We start from the raw sequence: 16298 nt of genomic DNA, 5'->3' as shown, positions 1-16298 counted from the left end.
TGACATGATTGTTAGTCGGCGTCCTTTGCCGGCTTACAATCAGGCCGAGTTCCGGAAACTCGCGCCCTTGGCGAGGTTTCGGAATCGTGCCCACCTCGGGAAAATGAAGCCGACAGAACGGCGCGCCAGCTACCGCCGAGTTGCCAGCCATCCTGGCTGTTACCAGCGACCATCTTGCTCGCCGGCGTGGAGCGATGGTCAACGACCAATTTAATCATTTTTATCTCACGCTCGCGTGGAAATCCTTAGGGAATTCACCCGGCTGCGGTATAATGAACGTATTATGCGGGTGGGGCGTGGTTCCACCCGGGATACTGAATTGGGGGTTCCAACGTGAGTCTATGGCAACGTTTTATTGAAAATGTCCGCCTGCGCCGGTTCGTGGTGTTGGCACTGCTCATCTTCGTCCTGTGGCTGGTCCGCAGCGAGATGAACATGATCCTATTGACGTTTATCTTCACCTTTATGGTGCTGAAGGTCGTGAAGTTTATTCGCCGCCACGTCAAAATTCCCGCGCAACTCATCGTGATTTTGACCTATGTGCTGGTGCTGGGGGGCCTGTACTGGGCCGTCACCACCTTCCTGCCGCAGATTGTGAACTCGTCGGTCAAGGGAATCGAGAAGCTCTACCGCTTCTACCAGAACCCGGACAACGACACCAGTCAGATCGCCAAGTGGGTCACCAACTACATCAGCACCTCCGACCTGATCGGCCAGGTCCAGAATAGCGCCAAGGTGGTCCTGACCTACCTGTCGACGATCGGGTCGTTTGGCGTCACGCTGTTCATGTCGATGATCCTGAGCTTCTTCTTTACCATCGAGGACCAACAGATGGCGGCCTTCTCGAAGCGCTTCTTGACCAGCACCTACGACTGGTTCTTCCAGGACGTGAAGTTCTTCGCCGATAAATTCGTGAACACGTTCGGCGTCGTTTTAGAGGCCCAACTGTTCATCGCCTTGTGCAACACGGTCATCACGACCATCATCCTGGCCATCATGCAGATGCCCCAACTGCCGACGCTGGCCATCATGGTCTTCGTGCTGAGTCTGATTCCCGTGGCCGGGGTCATCGTATCGCTGGTGCCGCTGACCATCCTGGGTTACTCGGTCGGCGGGTACCGCTACGTGCTGTACATCCTGATCATGGTCATCGTGGTCCACACCTTAGAGGCCTACGTGTTGAACCCCAAGTTCATGTCTAGCCGCACGGAATTGCCGATCTTCTACACCTTCGTGGTGCTGTTGGCCGGCGAACAACTCTTCGGCGTCTGGGGCCTGATCGTCGGGGTGCCGATCTTCACCTTCTTCCTGGACATTCTGGGAGTTCGGCCGGTCCACGGCCTGCACCCGGGGGTCGACGTGGATAAGCTCCGGCAGTACGGCCGCGAGCACATCGGTCATCGCGGGGATGGCGAGGACCAGCAGGACGACTCACCCAAAAAATAAATTGGTAAAACGCTTGGACAGTGATGACCGCGGGGTCGCACCGACCAGGCGTTTTTTAGGAGTCGTTGACAACGCGCAGCCGAGTGGCTATAGTGTTGATAAATCAATTAAATAGTCCTTTAACTTTAGTCCCGTGAGGCTGGTAAGGATACGGCGCAAGCCCTCTATTTTCGTTTGTCACGGGATAGAGGACTATTTTTTTGGACAAAAATGGGCTCCGGTGAGGGCCCGGCATATCTGAGGAGGAGTTCGTCGTGGCAGAGAAACACGATTATCGCAACCCCGAGGCGGTCTTGGACGTTTACGAACGGCCGGCCATGCCTGGTTGGATCTTTTTATCATTACAGCACTTATTTTCGATGTTTGGGTCGACCGTTCTGGTGCCCTTACTGGTGGGCTTGAACCCCAGCATCGCCTTGTTCAGTTCCGGGGTGGGGACCATCCTACATATCCTGATCACCAAGGGCCGCATCCCGGCCTACATGAGTTCCAGCTTTTCCTTCATCGTGCCCAGCATCGCGCTGATGAAGGCCGCCGGGTACGCGGGGGTCGCGCAGGGGACGATCGCCGTGGGGCTGGTCTACCTGATCGTGGCCAGCCTGGTGGGGGCCTTTGGGTCCGACTGGATCGATAAGGCCCTGCCTCCCATCGTGGTCGGGCCCGTCGTGGTGGTCATCGGGATGTCGGTGGCCGGCAGCGCGGCGACCAACGCGATGATGAACCATGGGCATTATGACCTCAAATACTTCGGCATCGCCATGTTCACGTTGCTGCTGACGGTGCTCTTCAATATGTACCTCAAGGGCTTCTGGAGCAACATCGCGATCCTGCTGGGCATCGTCGCCGGGTACGTCCTGTCGATGGTCCTGGGCATCGTGGACTTTTCCAAGGTGGCCAGCACGCCGTGGCTGCAGCTGCCCGCGTTTGAATTTCCCTTCATCAGCTACCACCCCAAGCAGATCTACTGGGACGCCATCCTGAGCTTCGCGCCGATCGCCTTCGTGACCATGGCCGAACACCTGGGCCACATCATGGTCCTCGATGAGCTGACCCACCGGGACTTCTTCAAGAATCCCGGCCTGCACCGGACGCTCGCCGGTGACGGGACCGCGTCGATCTTCGCCGGCCTGGTCGGCGGGGTGCCGATTACGTCTTACGGGGAAAACATCGGGGTTATGGCCGTCAACAAAATCTTCAGTGTTTACGTCATCGTCGGGGCGGCGGTCTTCGCGGCGCTGTTCGGCTTCGTGGGTAAGTTAAGCGCGCTGATTCAGACCGTGCCCGGACCGGTCATTGGCGGAATCAGCTTCGTGCTGTTCGGGGTCATTGCCGCTAGTGGTCTGCGAATCTTGGTGGAACACAAGGTTGATTTCAACCTGAAACGCAACTTGATGATTGGATCGGTCATCTTAGTCATTGGCATCGGCAACGCTTACCTGCAGATCGGAACCTTTCAGTTTACTGGGATTGGGGTCGCGACTGTGGTCGGCATTTTATTGAACCTGATTCTACCGCAACAGGCACGCTCTGAAGAAACGAAACACATTGCCTAAGACCAGGGGAGAGTGGGACAAAAGTCTTGTGGTTAGCTGGTGAGCATTAACGGCGTAAGACGGACAGTCCTGAACTTGGATTGCTTGATTTATGGGGTTAAGCGGAACCAGCTGCCTTTGGACGCACGTTTCGACACTAAATATTCGGAGACACTAAGGAGCCTGAGACTTTTGTCCCGGGCTCTTTGTCTCCCGATACCGGTTGCTGGAACGGGCGCTCAAGCGCCCCACGCCTAACCTGGTTAATTGATCGGGTAATCCAGTTGCTGGGTGGTTTTGGCGCGGCATTAATTTAACCTGTGGATTAGACGTTAAAATACACGACTAGTCTTCCTATGACTCATATAGTGGATGTAGTCATTCAGGGGAGGTGGCAGTTACAGCATCAGGATTTTTCGAAAAGATGCGATTTGTTGAGGGGGAGACATTTTCATGGAAAAGGTTGTAAAGAAGCGTCTGGTCCTGACGGTTACGGCAGCTGCGGTCTGTGTCTTAGGGTTACCGACGATTGGGCAGGCGGCGACCATTTCGGCCACCGGCTTGCAAAATAATGACGCGACCGTGACGGATACAACGGGCCAACCCGTTACAGGTAACTATAGTCAATGGGAAAATTATCAGGTCAATTATCAGTGGTCCGTCCTGAACAGCGTCAAGGTGGCAAACGGGGATACCACGACGGTCACATTGCCAGATGGTCTGACCGCGAATAGTACTTTAGACCTGCCTTTAGTAACGAAGACGGGGCAAACCGTCGGGACGTTTACCATCCAAAAGGGGGCCACGAGTGGGACCATTACTTTTAATGGGCGACCAAGTAATACGGACAATCTGGCTGGGACCCTTTCCCTGTACACGCAAGGGACAACGGGGTCTACGCACATCCACAACGATTGGTCCATTAACAAGATTGGGTGGATCGTTAACCGTAACCCGACGGGCCAACCCACTTTACTGACCTGGAACGTGGCGTTTAACGCCGCCAGTCAATCGCTGGGAAATGTGACGATTACCGATACGCTGGGACCTAATCAGACCTATGTCCCGGGGAGTGTCGTGGCAACGGATGGGGCTTACGATAGTACCGGGACCCTTGTGAGCGACGGGCAGGCAGCTACGCCGGCCGTGACCACTGCGGGGAACCAACTCACATTTCTGTTTACCAACGTGAATACGGCAGTAAATATGACGTATAATGCAATCCCAACCATCACGGGGACTGGCCAAGTCTGGACCAACAATGCAGCAATCTCCGGGAAGGATGCGGGAAACGTGACCGCCCAGATTGCCTGGGGCGGTGCGGGTTCCGCTAGCGACAATTTGATACCGGTCGCAACGCCGAGTGATCCAACGACACCGAGTGATCCGGCGACAACGACTTCAACAACCGGCACGTCGACGGCAACCTCGACGTCGGCGGCTAAGACGCCAAGTAATCCAGTGACGCCAAGTGATCCGGCGACGACGACTTCAACAACCGGCACGTCGACGGCAACCTCGACGTCGACGACTAAGACGCCAAGTGATCCAGTGACACCGAGTGATCCGGCGACAACGACTTCAACAACCGGCACGTCGACGGCAACCTCGACGTCAACGGCTAAGACGCCAAGTGATCCAGTGACACCGAGTGATCCGGCGACGACGACTTCAACAACCGGCACGTCGACGGACAATTCAACGCCGACTGATCCAACGACACCGAGTGATCCAGCAACCAGTCACGTTGCAACAACCGGCGATAACCGGCACACGATTGCGCCAATTGGTTCAACGAAAGGGATTTTGACAACTAGGAAGTCTCAACGGTGGTCCGAATTTGCAGTGACGCCGCGGGCAGTAACGACCACAATGCCTCATCAAATGATGCCTGGTAATTCAGCGACGCCAGTCACGTCGGTACAACCGGCATCAGTCCAGTCACGCACTAAAACAAGCTTTACGCCAACTGCGACTGACCAGTCGACGGTCAAAGCAATCCGAGTGGGGACGACCCTGCCAAAGGTTGCGGCAAGCCAACGGATGCAAAAACGTTTGCCGCAGACGAACGAGGGGACGGATGACCTCGCCGTGGCAGTTGGTGTGGCACTGTTGATTGGCCTTAGTTTCTGGCTGTGGAAGCGTCAACTCTAGAACTAAAGTAGTGAATGTTCAACCAGCCCTCCAGAAATTGGGGAGTTTTTTTGGTAGGGGCTGTTTACATTTCAAATAAACATGGAGGGATGATATTCTGGTGATCGGGAATGAGAAGGTAGTCAACTCAAGGGGCATTTAGGTGACATATGCGTATCGGCTCACCCCTCTTCCAAGCGCCTCGTGCCCCCCTATGCTAAAGTTTCTAGGATCGATGCAGGATTGTAGATAATAAGGCCCATTTCTCGCTTGATTTAAGCCAGGAATGGGCTTGGTTGACGTGAAAGAACGGTTGGCAACCCTTTAGCGACTAATAGATTTAGTTGTGGGCCCAAAATGGCCTAACCAGGGGATGATGGATTGGATATTTTTTAAACCATTTCGTACCTGCTTTATCCTTGAATTGAGAGTGAAGAGAAATACTTTATCGTTGAAGTATTGATAATGAAAAGACTGGGTTATCTATTTGGGAGGTGACCGTTTCGCGAGACTGAATGAATGATTTATCAATGAAGGAGGGGTGATGATGCGTAAAGTTATTTATGCATTGTTCATTGGATTCATGGCGCTTCTGTTTGGAACAGCGCTGACTAGCCCCGTGACGACCCATGCGGCCGAGATTCAGGTTTCTGGATTGGGTGCCGCCGATGCGATCATCAAGGATGCCAACGGCCAGAACGTGACGAACAGTACGTCATTTAATAAGTATCAAGATTATACGGTCAACTATAACTGGTCGATTCCAGATGGCGTGAAAGTTGCGGGGAATACCTCAACCGTTACCGTCCCAGCCGGTCTAGAACCGAACGCCGATATTTCGTTTGATATCAAGGATGCAAATGGGACCGTTGTCGGAACCTTCAAGATTCAAGCCGGTTCTTCAACGGGAACCATTACCTACAACGAGGCTGCCGATAATGCGGCTAATCGGACGGGGAGCCTATCGTTTCATGCGACGGGTTCCAATGATAACAACAACCACGGTAGCGGTTGGACCATCAATAAGATTGGCTGGATCTCTGGGCAAGACAGTAAAGGAACTCCCACGGAACTGACCTGGAACGTGGCCTTTAACTCTAAGAGTGCTTCTATCGGGACCATCACGATTACCGATACGTTAGGCCCGAACCAGACGTTTATTCCCGGCAGTGTGGTCGCCCCAACCGGTGATTACGATGCCAAGGGGAACTTTATCCCGGACGGCGGGTCCTTAACGCCTGACGTCTCGGTCAACGGTCAAACCATTACCTTTACGTTTAAGAATGTGGAAAAAGCCGTTGATATGACCTATAAGACCAAGCCTCAGCTGACCGACAATGATGGCAAGTGGACGAACACCGCGTACTCATCTAACGGTGGGACTGTCAGTGCGACCGTTTCTTGGGGCGGTAGCGGTAGCGGTAGCGGTGACGCCCTAGGCTCCGTGATTTTGAATAAGACGGCGCCTGATGGCTCAAAGCTGGCCGGTGCGGTCTACAAGCTGTTGGATGCCAAGGGGAACGTGGTTATCCCTGAACTGGTCACGGATGACAACGGTCAACTTAGTGTGAAGGGCATGAATCCTGGAAATTATTCCTTGGTTGAAGTCTCAGCACCTGCCGGCTACACCGTGAACACCACGCCACATGACTTTACGATTGTGGCCGGCGTCACCACGCCAGTAACGGTCAGTGCAATTGATAACAAGGACACTGACTTGGGTGGTGTCCCAGATAAGGGTTCCGTGACGGTCAATAAGAAAGGAGCCGATGGTCAGGCGTTGCCTGGTGCGGTCTTCAAGCTCGTTGATGCCACTGGAAAAGTGATCAAGGAAAACATGGTCACGGATAACGAAGGTCACCTGTACATTCCAGGATTAGCCGCCGGGACATATACGTTGATTGAAACGCAAGCACCCGAAGGCTATGAAGTGAATGAAAAACCGATTGAATTCACGATTCCTGAAACCGGGAACCAGAATGCAACGGTCACGGTGACTGACGAAAAGACGCCAGGTGAACCTGGTAACCCTGGTGAACCTGGTGAACCAACGCCACCAACCGGCCCAACTGAGCCTGGTAACCCTGGTGAACCAACACCACCAACCGGTCCAACGACACCAACTGAACCCGGTGCGCCTGGCGAACCAACGCCACCAACTGGGCCAACGACGCCCACTGAACCCGGTGCGCCTGGCGAACCAACGCCACCAACTGAGCCAACGACGCCCACTGAACCTGGTGCGCCTGGCGAACCAACGCCACCAACTGGGCCAACGACGCCAACTGGACCTAGCGCGCCTGGTGAACCAACGCCACCAACCGGTCCGACGACTCCCACGAATCCGTCGATTCCAGGAACTACGACGCCAACCACGCCAACGACTCCTGCGATTCCAGGAACGGCCACGCCGGTTACGCCTGGAACGCCTAGTGTGACGACACCAGGTGTGATGCAACCAGGTCAGGGCAGTGCTGGTGCGACTGGCACGCCGAGTGATGGAACTGCCGGCAGTGCGGCAATTGGTAATGGTCAAGGGACTGGTACGACTGGTGCTGCGGCAACCGGTGAGTTGCCACAAACGAGTGAACAACAGTCGCCATTGGCCGTCATCATTGGTCTGATTTCGCTGATCGGCTTAGGACTGTTTGGCTGGTTCCACAAGCCGCTGAACTAAATGAAAACGCTTGACTGGCAACGGTCAGGCGTTTTTTATGGCCTTGGGAAAGGGAACCTTGTGAAAAACGGGAATATAGCTGAAATTTTGGGGGAGATGGTGTAAAATAACAAGGTATTCTACGAAAGAAAGAGGTCTAAGGAATGGCAAAATTAGTACTGATTCGCCACGGCCAAAGTGAATGGAACCTTGCAAACAAGTTCACTGGCTGGGTTGACGTTGACTTGAGTGAAAAGGGTGTCGAAGAAGCAAAGGCGGCTGGTAAGAAGGTTAAGGAAGCCGGCTTGGAATTCGATTACGCTTACACTTCTGTATTGAAGCGGGCCATCAAGACGTTACACTACGTTTTGGAAGAATCCGACCAACTTTGGATTCCAGAAACGAAGACGTGGCGTTTGAACGAACGGCACTATGGCGCATTACAAGGCTTAAACAAGAAGGAAACGGCTGAAAAGTATGGGGACGACCAAGTGCACATCTGGCGTCGTTCTTACGATGTCCTTCCTCCACTGTTGGGCGCTGACGACGAAGGTTCCGCTGTGAACGACCGTCGTTACGCTGACTTGGATCCAAACATCGTCCCTGGTGGGGAAAACTTGAAGGTTACCTTGGAACGGGTTATGCCATTCTGGGAAGACCAAATCGCTCCTAAGTTGCTGGATGGCAAGAACGTCATCATCGCAGCCCATGGGAACTCATTACGTGCTTTAAGCAAGTACATCGAACGGATTTCTGATGACGACATCATGAATCTTGAAATGGCAACTGGTGAACCAGTGGTCTACGACTTCGATGACAAGTTAAACATGACGAACAAGACTAAGTTGGGCAAGTAGTCCAACTTAGTTAAGGCCGATCCGGCTTAGGCAGGGTCGGCTTTTTCGTGGGGAAAAATGACACCAGTGGTCACCAATTGGTCACTTTTGGTCGTTGAATTTAGATTACTTGAGACCGTTCGAAGGAGGCCTCTTTTCATGTATGATGTTGACGAATTACTAGAAGCTAAGCGTCAGATTGACTCAACTTTGCATAAGATTCGGGAGGTCGTGAAGACCTTTGAAGCTAAAGAGAATCCTAGTCGGTATAAGTCCCAGCTAACCTTGGCTAAACGGCGGTTGAAGGCTTTCGGGATAGCTAATCAATTGATTGAAGATAAATTAGTGGAGATGGAAAATAACGGATAGAACTGGTGATGTGTTTAGACAAACTCAGGAGGTTTCGGTATGGCAGATGCACTGATGATTATTGATATGCAGAATGGGGTTTGTCATGGTGACCAACCACTGGCACGATTACCACAAGTGATTGTAGGCATTCAGCAAAGGCTGGCGCGCTATCGTTTAGATAAAAAGCCTGTTGTTTTTGTTCAGCACAACGATGAGGATCTCATTCGGGAACAAACTGCGTGGCAGATTATTTCTGAACTTACGGTAGATGCACAAGATATCCGAATTCAAAAAACACATGCTAATTCCTTTTATCAGACTGATTTAAAACAGCAATTGCAGCAACGCGGCATTCAATCGTTAGAAATCTGTGGTGCCCAAGTGGAATTCTGCGTGGATGCCACGATTAAAATGGCTCACGGGCTAGGCTATCAACTAGAAATGGTCCGGGGTCTGACCACGACGACGGACAATTCGTTCATGACGGCGGAAAAGACACTGGACTTTTATCAGGAACGGATATGGAATCATCGGTTCCTAGAGTTTATCGAAGAGTAATTGAACACAACTATAAGAGAAGAAAAGAGATTGAATTTGGCAGCTAAAGAAGTTACGCAAGTTGAAATGATGAAGATTATCGCGCTGTTCCGCAAAGAGGGGTATAAGGGCGAGTACGAGGACTTCCAACGGGTCAGTGGCACTGATCGGGAGTTTTTTGTGGTTATGAGTAACGAACAGGGAATCAAGGCGTTGTTCCGCGCGAGCTTGATGTTGAACACCGTGCAGTTCCAGTATGTGCTGGATGACAAGCACACGTTTGTGCAGGAAGACGCGGATGCTAGCTAATTCGGAACTACTTGCGGCGATTAAGCGACAAGTTTGTTATACCGATTTAGTTTATCAGCGGGTTAATAAGAAGTTAAAGATTGAGTTGTCACGGCCTGAGATTGAAAAATTGGTACAGGATATCTTGATTGACGATCAAACAACCGTTGAAAAACGAGGGAAGAACTACTATGTTAGTGGTTTAGCCTATAGTACTCAATTGACGATTAATTCGTTTAATTTTCGGTTGATTACGGCAGACCGGCTTAAATAGATAGTGGGTTAAAAAATTAAAAGAGGTCATTCAGCTAGCTTTAGCCGGATGACCTCTTTTGCTTATGCGAATGGATTTCCGTATTTTGAGCAATAGGTGTAAAAAACAATTTGATATAAATCCGTCGGTTTATCGATTTCTTCTGGGGAGTTAAAGGTGATTAATCTTTTATGGGGACTGTTATAAGTGATCATGGAATGATGTTATCTTGATGGCGAGGTATAATTTAATATAAAAGGGTGGGGTGACAGCTGTGCTAGGTTTTGATGACGTTCAACCATTTCCAGTAGAAAATGAAACCATCGAATATAAAGAAATCTTCAATGAAAAGTGTAAAAAGGAAATTGCGGCCTTTTTAAACGGGTCGCAAACAGCCTACATTTATTTTGGCGTGAATGACAAGAGCCGTCAAATCACACATCTTTATACGGATAACGAAAAGCATGAAGTTGAGGAACAAGTGGGGCGTTGGTTATCAAGCTCAACCTATTACCCTAGTCCGGTAGGTATCGTGCATGTGCGGACGGATCAGAAACTCTTCTGTATTGAAGTTAATCCTGGGGAAGCCAAACCGTATTTTTTGGATGGTAGAGTCTATGTTAGAAATGGTTCGGAATCAGTTAAAGCTTCCCAGGAACGAGTGACTAAAATGATGGCACTCCAGGACCTAAGTTCATTTGATGCCTCAATATCTTCTACTCAAAGGCTGCAATTTGATGAAATTGAAAGTATTTTTAAACGAGAAAAATTGAATTTTAAGGCCAACGCCTTAGGATTCTTTACCCCACAAGGTCAGTTTACAAATGTCGCATTTCTAATGAGTAATCAAAACAGTTTTTCGGTTAAGGTTGCTATTTTTGATGGTGTAACGGTCGATCAATTCAAAGATCGACGAGAATTTAGAGGATGTTTACCAAAACAAATCGACGATGTTTTGACATATATTGATCTCAATAATCCCCTATCTGCTCGAATTACAGGACAACCAATGCGAGAAGAAAAGAGGAGTTATCCAAGCGTTGCTATTCGTGAAGCCGTGATTAATGCGATTGTGCATCGGTCTTACTTCAGTGAAGCACCTGTGCAAATTGAAATTTTTGATGATCGGTTAACCATTATGTCCCCGGGGCCGTTACCTGGTGGGATGAAGTTAAAAGCAGTCTTGGCAGGACAAACACTTCCGAGAAATCCGCAGGTCGTTAAGGTGCTTAATAAGCTGAAATATATTGAGGACTATGGGACAGGAATTAGAAGAATTTTGAGTAGTTATACTGACGAAAATAAAGCACCCGAGTTCGAAACGAGTGAGGATTTTGTCAAAGTTCAGCTACCAAATCTAAATTACAAGGGACGAGCGTCTAGGCCAACGTTTCCTAACGTTATCTCAACTGATTCTGAATTGAAAATTGTTTTTGAGGAACAGGGACATATTGTTGAATATTTGAAAGATCATCCGTATATTACTAGAGCAATTGCAGAATTACTTTTAGAAGTAAAGGGAAGTCAAGCTAATAAATATTTAAAACAGCTAGTTGATGCAGATATTCTAAAAAAGATAGGTGCAGGTCCCTCAACTAGATACGTATTAGTTCATCCAGTTGCTAATAAGTGATGTTTCATCGAAGAATACCGGGAGATACCGGGAGATACCGGGAGATACCGGGAGATACCGGGAGATATTGTCTTAGATAATGGGAGTTACTGGGTACGGGTAGCTGGCGACTGTGGTCCAATTAAATTATCGGGGTACTAGCAATAATAGAACTTAATTTTAGGGTATCGACTGTAGTTGGTCGATGCTCTTTATTTTGAAATGGAATGACGAAAAAACTCGCCATAGTTTACTTGTCTCCACTCATAAATTTTATTTGATTTTCAAAGTTGCCCGCCATATTTTCATATGTGTTTGATGTTAAGCGTCGTACGATTTCAGTACGGCTGATAAGCACACGTTTGAGAAAGATGTGAGTGGCCAAGAAATTGGCAACTTGATGTGGTGGACTTGTCACCAGTTTGAAGAGCAGCGACCTCACAATTTTTGTTCGTTAACACGGCGGGCTGGCTTCGTCATGGTCAAGGGGTGATACGCAATCTTCATGAGCTCAGCACCTTTCTTTGTTCCCGCAGCCACGCATTGGCCGCCTCTTCAAAGAACCGCCGGAAAGCCACATAGGCGTATCCCTGCCAGGCTTGGCGATTCTTACGGTAGGCCGCGGGAATGATGCGGGCGACCGCCGCGTGCAAGTTGTCAAGCAACAGGGCGTTATGTTCTAAGCGGGTGGCTAAACGTCCGGAAAGGCCCAGTTGCGTTTCGGCCATGCGGCAGACCGCCGCCTTCGCTTGGTAAATGACCCGGGCCATCTCGTAGAGGTGTGCGTGGTCGTGATCGGCCAAGGCCGCCATCAGTTGAGCGGTCGCGGCGGGGATTCCCCCCATGGTCGTCAGCGACTGGGTGAGGTTCGTAAATTCCAGGCGGGTCAGTAAGGTTTCGGTTGACTGATCGTCAGATGGGGTCAGCGGAGACGGCGTCGCGGCCGGTTGGCGAGTCTCGGGTGTCGTTGCCAGCATAGAAGCGCGCGGGGGTTGGCTGGTATTGAGTGTTTTGAAGGTGCTTTTAAAAGACTGATTCAAGGTCAAGTGATTAGCTGGACAAACTGACCAGGCTGGCCGCGCCAATTTGTCCTGGTGGGCGTACAGCCAGCCTTCCATCTCGGGCAAAAACAGGCAATCGCTGGCGTTGCGCCGGTGCTTTTTCAGCAAAAGTCCCAGCTCCTCCAGGTGGTCGTAAGCCCGTTGAACCGTCCGGGGACTAATGAAATAGGTCGCCGCCATTTCGGGGAGGGTGTAGTTCACAAAGTAGGCCTGCCGAGCGGCATCAAAAAAGTGGCGCCCCTGACGACGACTGGAGAGCATCCGGTCGATCAGGGCACTATAAATGACCGCGAGGGTGGGATTGAGCCGGTACTTTCGAATGAGGTTGAGGCGTAAGGCCACGTATTGTGTCTTGATCAGCATAAAAAATCCTCCGAAAAATTTAGGGTATTACCCCTACTAACGAAATTTCGGAGGATTTTGTCACCTAAAATTACAGGGTGCGCGGGACAAAAGAGCCGGTCCCCCCTTACGGATGGCCGGGACCGTGGTGGCCTATTTCCCGGAGAATATGATTTCGACATTTCTTCCGGTGGTGAGGACGACGACAGCTACTGGGTTCGCGTGGCCGGTAACGGAGAGACGATTGGGATATAAAATACTTTGTTGGCTAGCTTGTCTTATTCCTTAAGGATAGTTATGATAACGGGGTGAAACTAAGCGGCTCCCATTAAGAGAACTGCAACGAGGAGGGGTAACGAATGAATTTTCCAGATAACTACGCGTTCGACCAAACGGCGGAAACGGCCTGGGTGACGCAGCACCTACCGTCATTGATCACGGTCGCCGGACGCTTGGATGGCTTCGGCGCGGCCGACCTGGCCGCCGACGCACCAGCGGCTCAACACTTAGCCCGCGCCTACCAGGGGATGGCGGACCGGGCCACGCCGCTGACAGCCGTGGACGTGCTGGCGGTCAACCAGCTGATCAGCACCGGGACGGTGGGGCCAGGTGAGTTGCGGCCAACCGCGTTACCCGGGGAAGCGGGGGATCTCCCGATTCCGCGACGCGACCAGACGCTACGGCAGCTGACCGCCATTTTGACGACGCCGCGGTCGGCCACCGAACGGGCGATGGACCTGGCTTTGTACCTATCACGCTGGCGACCGTTTGCGGACGGAAACCAGCGCACGGCCTGGGTCGCGGCCAACGGCCTGATGATGGCCGCGGGGGCGGGGCTCCTCCTGCCGCCGCTGGACCGGCTGGACTGGTACCTCCGCCAACTGGATCAGTACCGTCGTGCGGGCCGGGCCCTGGCGCTCAAACAGTGGCTCTACCGCAACGCGGTCTGGGGAGCGGCGGACTACCGGGTCGCCGCCCAGCCACGGCGGTCGTATCAGAACCATTATTCACCGTTAACGACCCCATTCACGAAAAACTAGCTCGCAAAAGCGCTGTTCGGCCAAATGACCGGACAGCGCTTTTTACGCTCTCCCAGATGATTTCTGCGGCGATTCATTTGATAAGCATTGATTGAATTGCGTACACTATTTGTTACATTTTTGACATCGATGGTTAATGATGGCTGGTGTAAAATAATTGATAGATAGAGGAGGAATCAGTTCATGAAAAAATCAGTTAAGGGGACCCTGGCAATTGCCGCGGGTCTCGTGGGATTATTCGTCGGCGGTGGCGTGACCGCCCAGGCGACCACCTTGCCGGGAACGGCGAAGAGTGCCTATTTACGGAACACCACCGGTTACGTCCGGTTGAAGAAGACCATGTACGTGGGCATCTACCAGAAGTCGGGCAAGAAGGTCAAGCCACTGCTGAAAAAGAAGGGGTCATTGCTGGCGATTGGCGGGATTGGGGGTGCCCAGGCCGATAAAGACAAAGCGGGCAACATCGTTATTCGGGCGGCCTTCACGTCGGGGGCGGTCCACTACCAGCGGCTCAAGAAGTTAAGCTACAACGGGAAGATTTCGATTCCGTTCACCAAGGCCCACTTCAAGACGGCGACCCTGAAGGCCCCCGTTCGGACCCTGCTGTTCCGCAAGGGGACGGGCTTTGAAACCAACGAGATGGGCTTGATCACACCGGCGGCCTTTTACCTGACGCTCGACAACTACCTGCAGGCCTACAGCGCGAGTGCCATGGCCAAGTTTTCCCCTAGCGGCAGTGAGGGGCGGTTAGCGGCTTACGAGGTCTGGCAGCCGACGAGCGCGGTCAAGGTCTCCAAGGTGACGGTCAAGGGCCGGACCACGACCATTGACTACCGGCAGCCCGTGGCGGGGATGCCGAACAAGAAGGTGGCCAAGCACCATTACCGGTTGACCATCAAGGACTTGAACCAGAAGCACAGCCAAAGCTTCTTCCCGGTCGACGACACCTACGACTCCCAAGGAACCTGGAACGACTACACGGTGAACGGCAAGCGGTATTACGTTGGAAGCATGGAGAACGGGCTGGATTAAAGATAGAAAATTTAAGGGCGATTTTAATTAACAAGTACGTTGAGACATGACGTGCTTGTTTTTTTATGATTAGAAAGGATGACCAATAAAGATTAAAATATAATGAGAATGCGTGTATAATGGTTTTAACATTGGAGGCGAGGGTATGAAAAAGTTTCTGGTCATGTTATATCCGGGTTTTTGTTACTTTGAGGTATCAGCATTAGTCGAAGCTTTAGCGTTTGAAAAGGATTGGACGATGACAACGGTAGGTGCCGAACGTCGGTTGTATGAGAGTGAAGAGCACCTACAGGTCATGGCTCAGACTGACTTTTCACAAGTTGATCCATTAAAAGCTTCATTGATTATTTTACCGGGAATTGATAATTATCACGTACCTTTAGATGATGAACGTAATGTGGCCTTCTTACGTCGTCTCGATACGGTTCACCGTCCAGTAATCGCAGCTATGTCTAGCTCACCCGTTCTTTTAGCGAAAGCGGGATTACTGACCCAGACACACTTTACAGGTGGTATTTTTGAGGAAACCTATGCTAAGAATCCTTTCATTCCCAAACAAAATCTTCAACGACAGCCGGTAGTCATCGACAATGGTATTGTGACTTCGAGCTTCCAGTTTTTTCGAGAGTTTGCCATCGCGACCCTCCGCACTTGTGGCCTAAAAATTGGAGAGACGGCCTTTGCGCCAGCGCGCACGGATCGATCCTATACTGCTGATGAGTTGACCTATCATTATTCAGAGGATTAATGGTGGTTACGATGTTCTTTTTGCGGTATGCTTGCTGGCAAGGAGGGTGATCACATGCGACATCTGAAGTTCGGATTCCCAACGGCGGCCGACCGTGCTGCCAATCAAGCCGTGATGCGGGACGTGTTCCGCGCGCACCCCTGGTTGTTACCGGTCACGGTAGCGGCGGGCGCGTTTCCGGCGGCCATCGCCGCCCACGGCTTCTGGCAAACCCAACGCTTGAAGCAGCAATTGCGCATCGAACGCGAGAAAACGCAGCAGTTACAACTTCAAGCCGGCCAGCCCCGCCGTTATGCGCCGGGTGCTCGGGGTGTGCGCCACCACGGGTAATCGGCCCTTGGTTTTTAGGCCCAAACGTGGTACATTGTTTATCTGGAATTTTTGACGGCTAAGCCGATGCGGACACCCTCCGGATCGGCTTTTTAGGGTCA

The 16298-nt window shown here is 51.4% G+C and carries 15 protein-coding genes; 14 read left to right on the top strand and 1 reads right to left on the bottom strand.

Going from position 1 to position 16298, the window contains the following annotated elements; translation table 11 throughout:
• The first annotated feature begins 333 nt into the window (after positions 1 to 333).
• From FD37_RS11150 to FD37_RS11105, 10 genes are all read left to right on the top strand, one after another.
• Complete coding sequence (locus FD37_RS11150; RefSeq protein ID WP_056965322.1) at positions 334 to 1446, top strand: AI-2E family transporter; 1113 nt, start codon at positions 334 to 336, stop codon at positions 1444 to 1446.
• Positions 1447 to 1763: 317 nt separating this feature from the next.
• Positions 1764 to 2999 (top strand): solute carrier family 23 protein, encoded by a 1236-nt coding sequence (locus FD37_RS11145; protein ID WP_056965387.1) that lies wholly within the window; start codon positions 1764 to 1766, stop codon positions 2997 to 2999.
• A 432-nt stretch (positions 3000 to 3431) separates the two neighbouring features.
• Positions 3432 to 5132: an Ig-like domain-containing protein gene (locus tag FD37_RS11140; RefSeq protein ID WP_056965321.1), complete on the top strand. Its 1701-nt coding sequence runs from the start codon at positions 3432 to 3434 to the stop codon at positions 5130 to 5132.
• A gap of 526 nt (positions 5133 to 5658) precedes the next feature.
• The gene (locus FD37_RS11135; RefSeq protein WP_056965320.1) at positions 5659 to 7788 is read left to right on the top strand and encodes an LPXTG cell wall anchor domain-containing protein; all 2130 of its coding nucleotides are present in this window, start codon (positions 5659 to 5661) and stop codon (positions 7786 to 7788) included.
• A gap of 143 nt (positions 7789 to 7931) precedes the next feature.
• A complete protein-coding gene (locus FD37_RS11130) occupies positions 7932 to 8624 on the top strand; it encodes a 2,3-diphosphoglycerate-dependent phosphoglycerate mutase (RefSeq protein ID WP_056965319.1) in 693 nt (230 codons plus the stop codon).
• A 138-nt stretch (positions 8625 to 8762) separates the two neighbouring features.
• A complete protein-coding gene (locus tag FD37_RS11125; RefSeq protein ID WP_056965318.1) occupies positions 8763 to 8972 on the top strand; it encodes a hypothetical protein in 210 nt (69 codons plus the stop codon).
• Positions 8973 to 9011: 39 nt separating this feature from the next.
• The gene (locus FD37_RS11120) at positions 9012 to 9512 is read left to right on the top strand and encodes a cysteine hydrolase family protein (RefSeq protein ID WP_056965317.1); all 501 of its coding nucleotides are present in this window, start codon (positions 9012 to 9014) and stop codon (positions 9510 to 9512) included.
• A gap of 30 nt (positions 9513 to 9542) precedes the next feature.
• Complete coding sequence (locus tag FD37_RS11115; protein ID WP_235807870.1) at positions 9543 to 9800, top strand: hypothetical protein; 258 nt, start codon at positions 9543 to 9545, stop codon at positions 9798 to 9800.
• On the top strand, positions 9790 to 10053 hold the full coding sequence (locus FD37_RS11110; RefSeq protein WP_056965316.1) for a DUF3781 domain-containing protein: 264 nt from the start codon (positions 9790 to 9792) through the stop codon (positions 10051 to 10053). Before FD37_RS11115 ends, FD37_RS11110 begins: the two co-directional genes overlap by 11 nt.
• Positions 10054 to 10306: 253 nt before the next feature.
• Entirely contained in the window at positions 10307 to 11665 is a 1359-nt protein-coding gene (locus FD37_RS11105; RefSeq protein WP_056965315.1) for an ATP-binding protein, read from the top strand.
• 482 nt (positions 11666 to 12147) lie between these two features.
• On the opposite strand, the gene FD37_RS11100 is transcribed toward FD37_RS11105, so the two are convergent.
• Positions 12148 to 13068, bottom strand: a complete 921-nt coding sequence (locus FD37_RS11100) for a hypothetical protein (RefSeq protein ID WP_056965314.1) — start codon at positions 13066 to 13068, stop codon at positions 12148 to 12150.
• A gap of 338 nt (positions 13069 to 13406) precedes the next feature.
• On the opposite strand from FD37_RS11100, the gene FD37_RS11095 reads away from it, so the two are divergent.
• The 4 genes from FD37_RS11095 (at position 13407) to FD37_RS11080 (ending at position 16197) form a co-directional block, all read left to right on the top strand.
• Positions 13407 to 14087 carry a Fic family protein gene (locus tag FD37_RS11095; RefSeq protein ID WP_056965313.1) on the top strand — a complete coding sequence of 227 codons (681 nt, stop codon included), beginning with the start codon at positions 13407 to 13409 and terminating at the stop codon, positions 14085 to 14087.
• Positions 14088 to 14270: 183 nt separating this feature from the next.
• Positions 14271 to 15119, top strand: a complete 849-nt coding sequence (locus FD37_RS11090) for a hypothetical protein (protein ID WP_056965312.1) — start codon at positions 14271 to 14273, stop codon at positions 15117 to 15119.
• 145 nt (positions 15120 to 15264) lie between these two features.
• Positions 15265 to 15867, top strand: a complete 603-nt coding sequence (locus FD37_RS11085; RefSeq protein WP_056965311.1) for a DJ-1/PfpI family protein — start codon at positions 15265 to 15267, stop codon at positions 15865 to 15867.
• A gap of 54 nt (positions 15868 to 15921) precedes the next feature.
• Positions 15922 to 16197: a hypothetical protein gene (locus FD37_RS11080; protein WP_056965310.1), complete on the top strand. Its 276-nt coding sequence runs from the start codon at positions 15922 to 15924 to the stop codon at positions 16195 to 16197.
• Positions 16198 to 16298 lie beyond the last annotated feature (101 nt).

This window comes from Levilactobacillus spicheri DSM 15429 (genome assembly GCF_001435095.1).
Lineage (GTDB): Bacteria > Bacillota > Bacilli > Lactobacillales > Lactobacillaceae > Levilactobacillus > Levilactobacillus spicheri.
The sequence above is the reverse complement of the archived record's forward strand: the minus strand, read 5'-3'. Positions and strand labels throughout refer to the sequence as shown.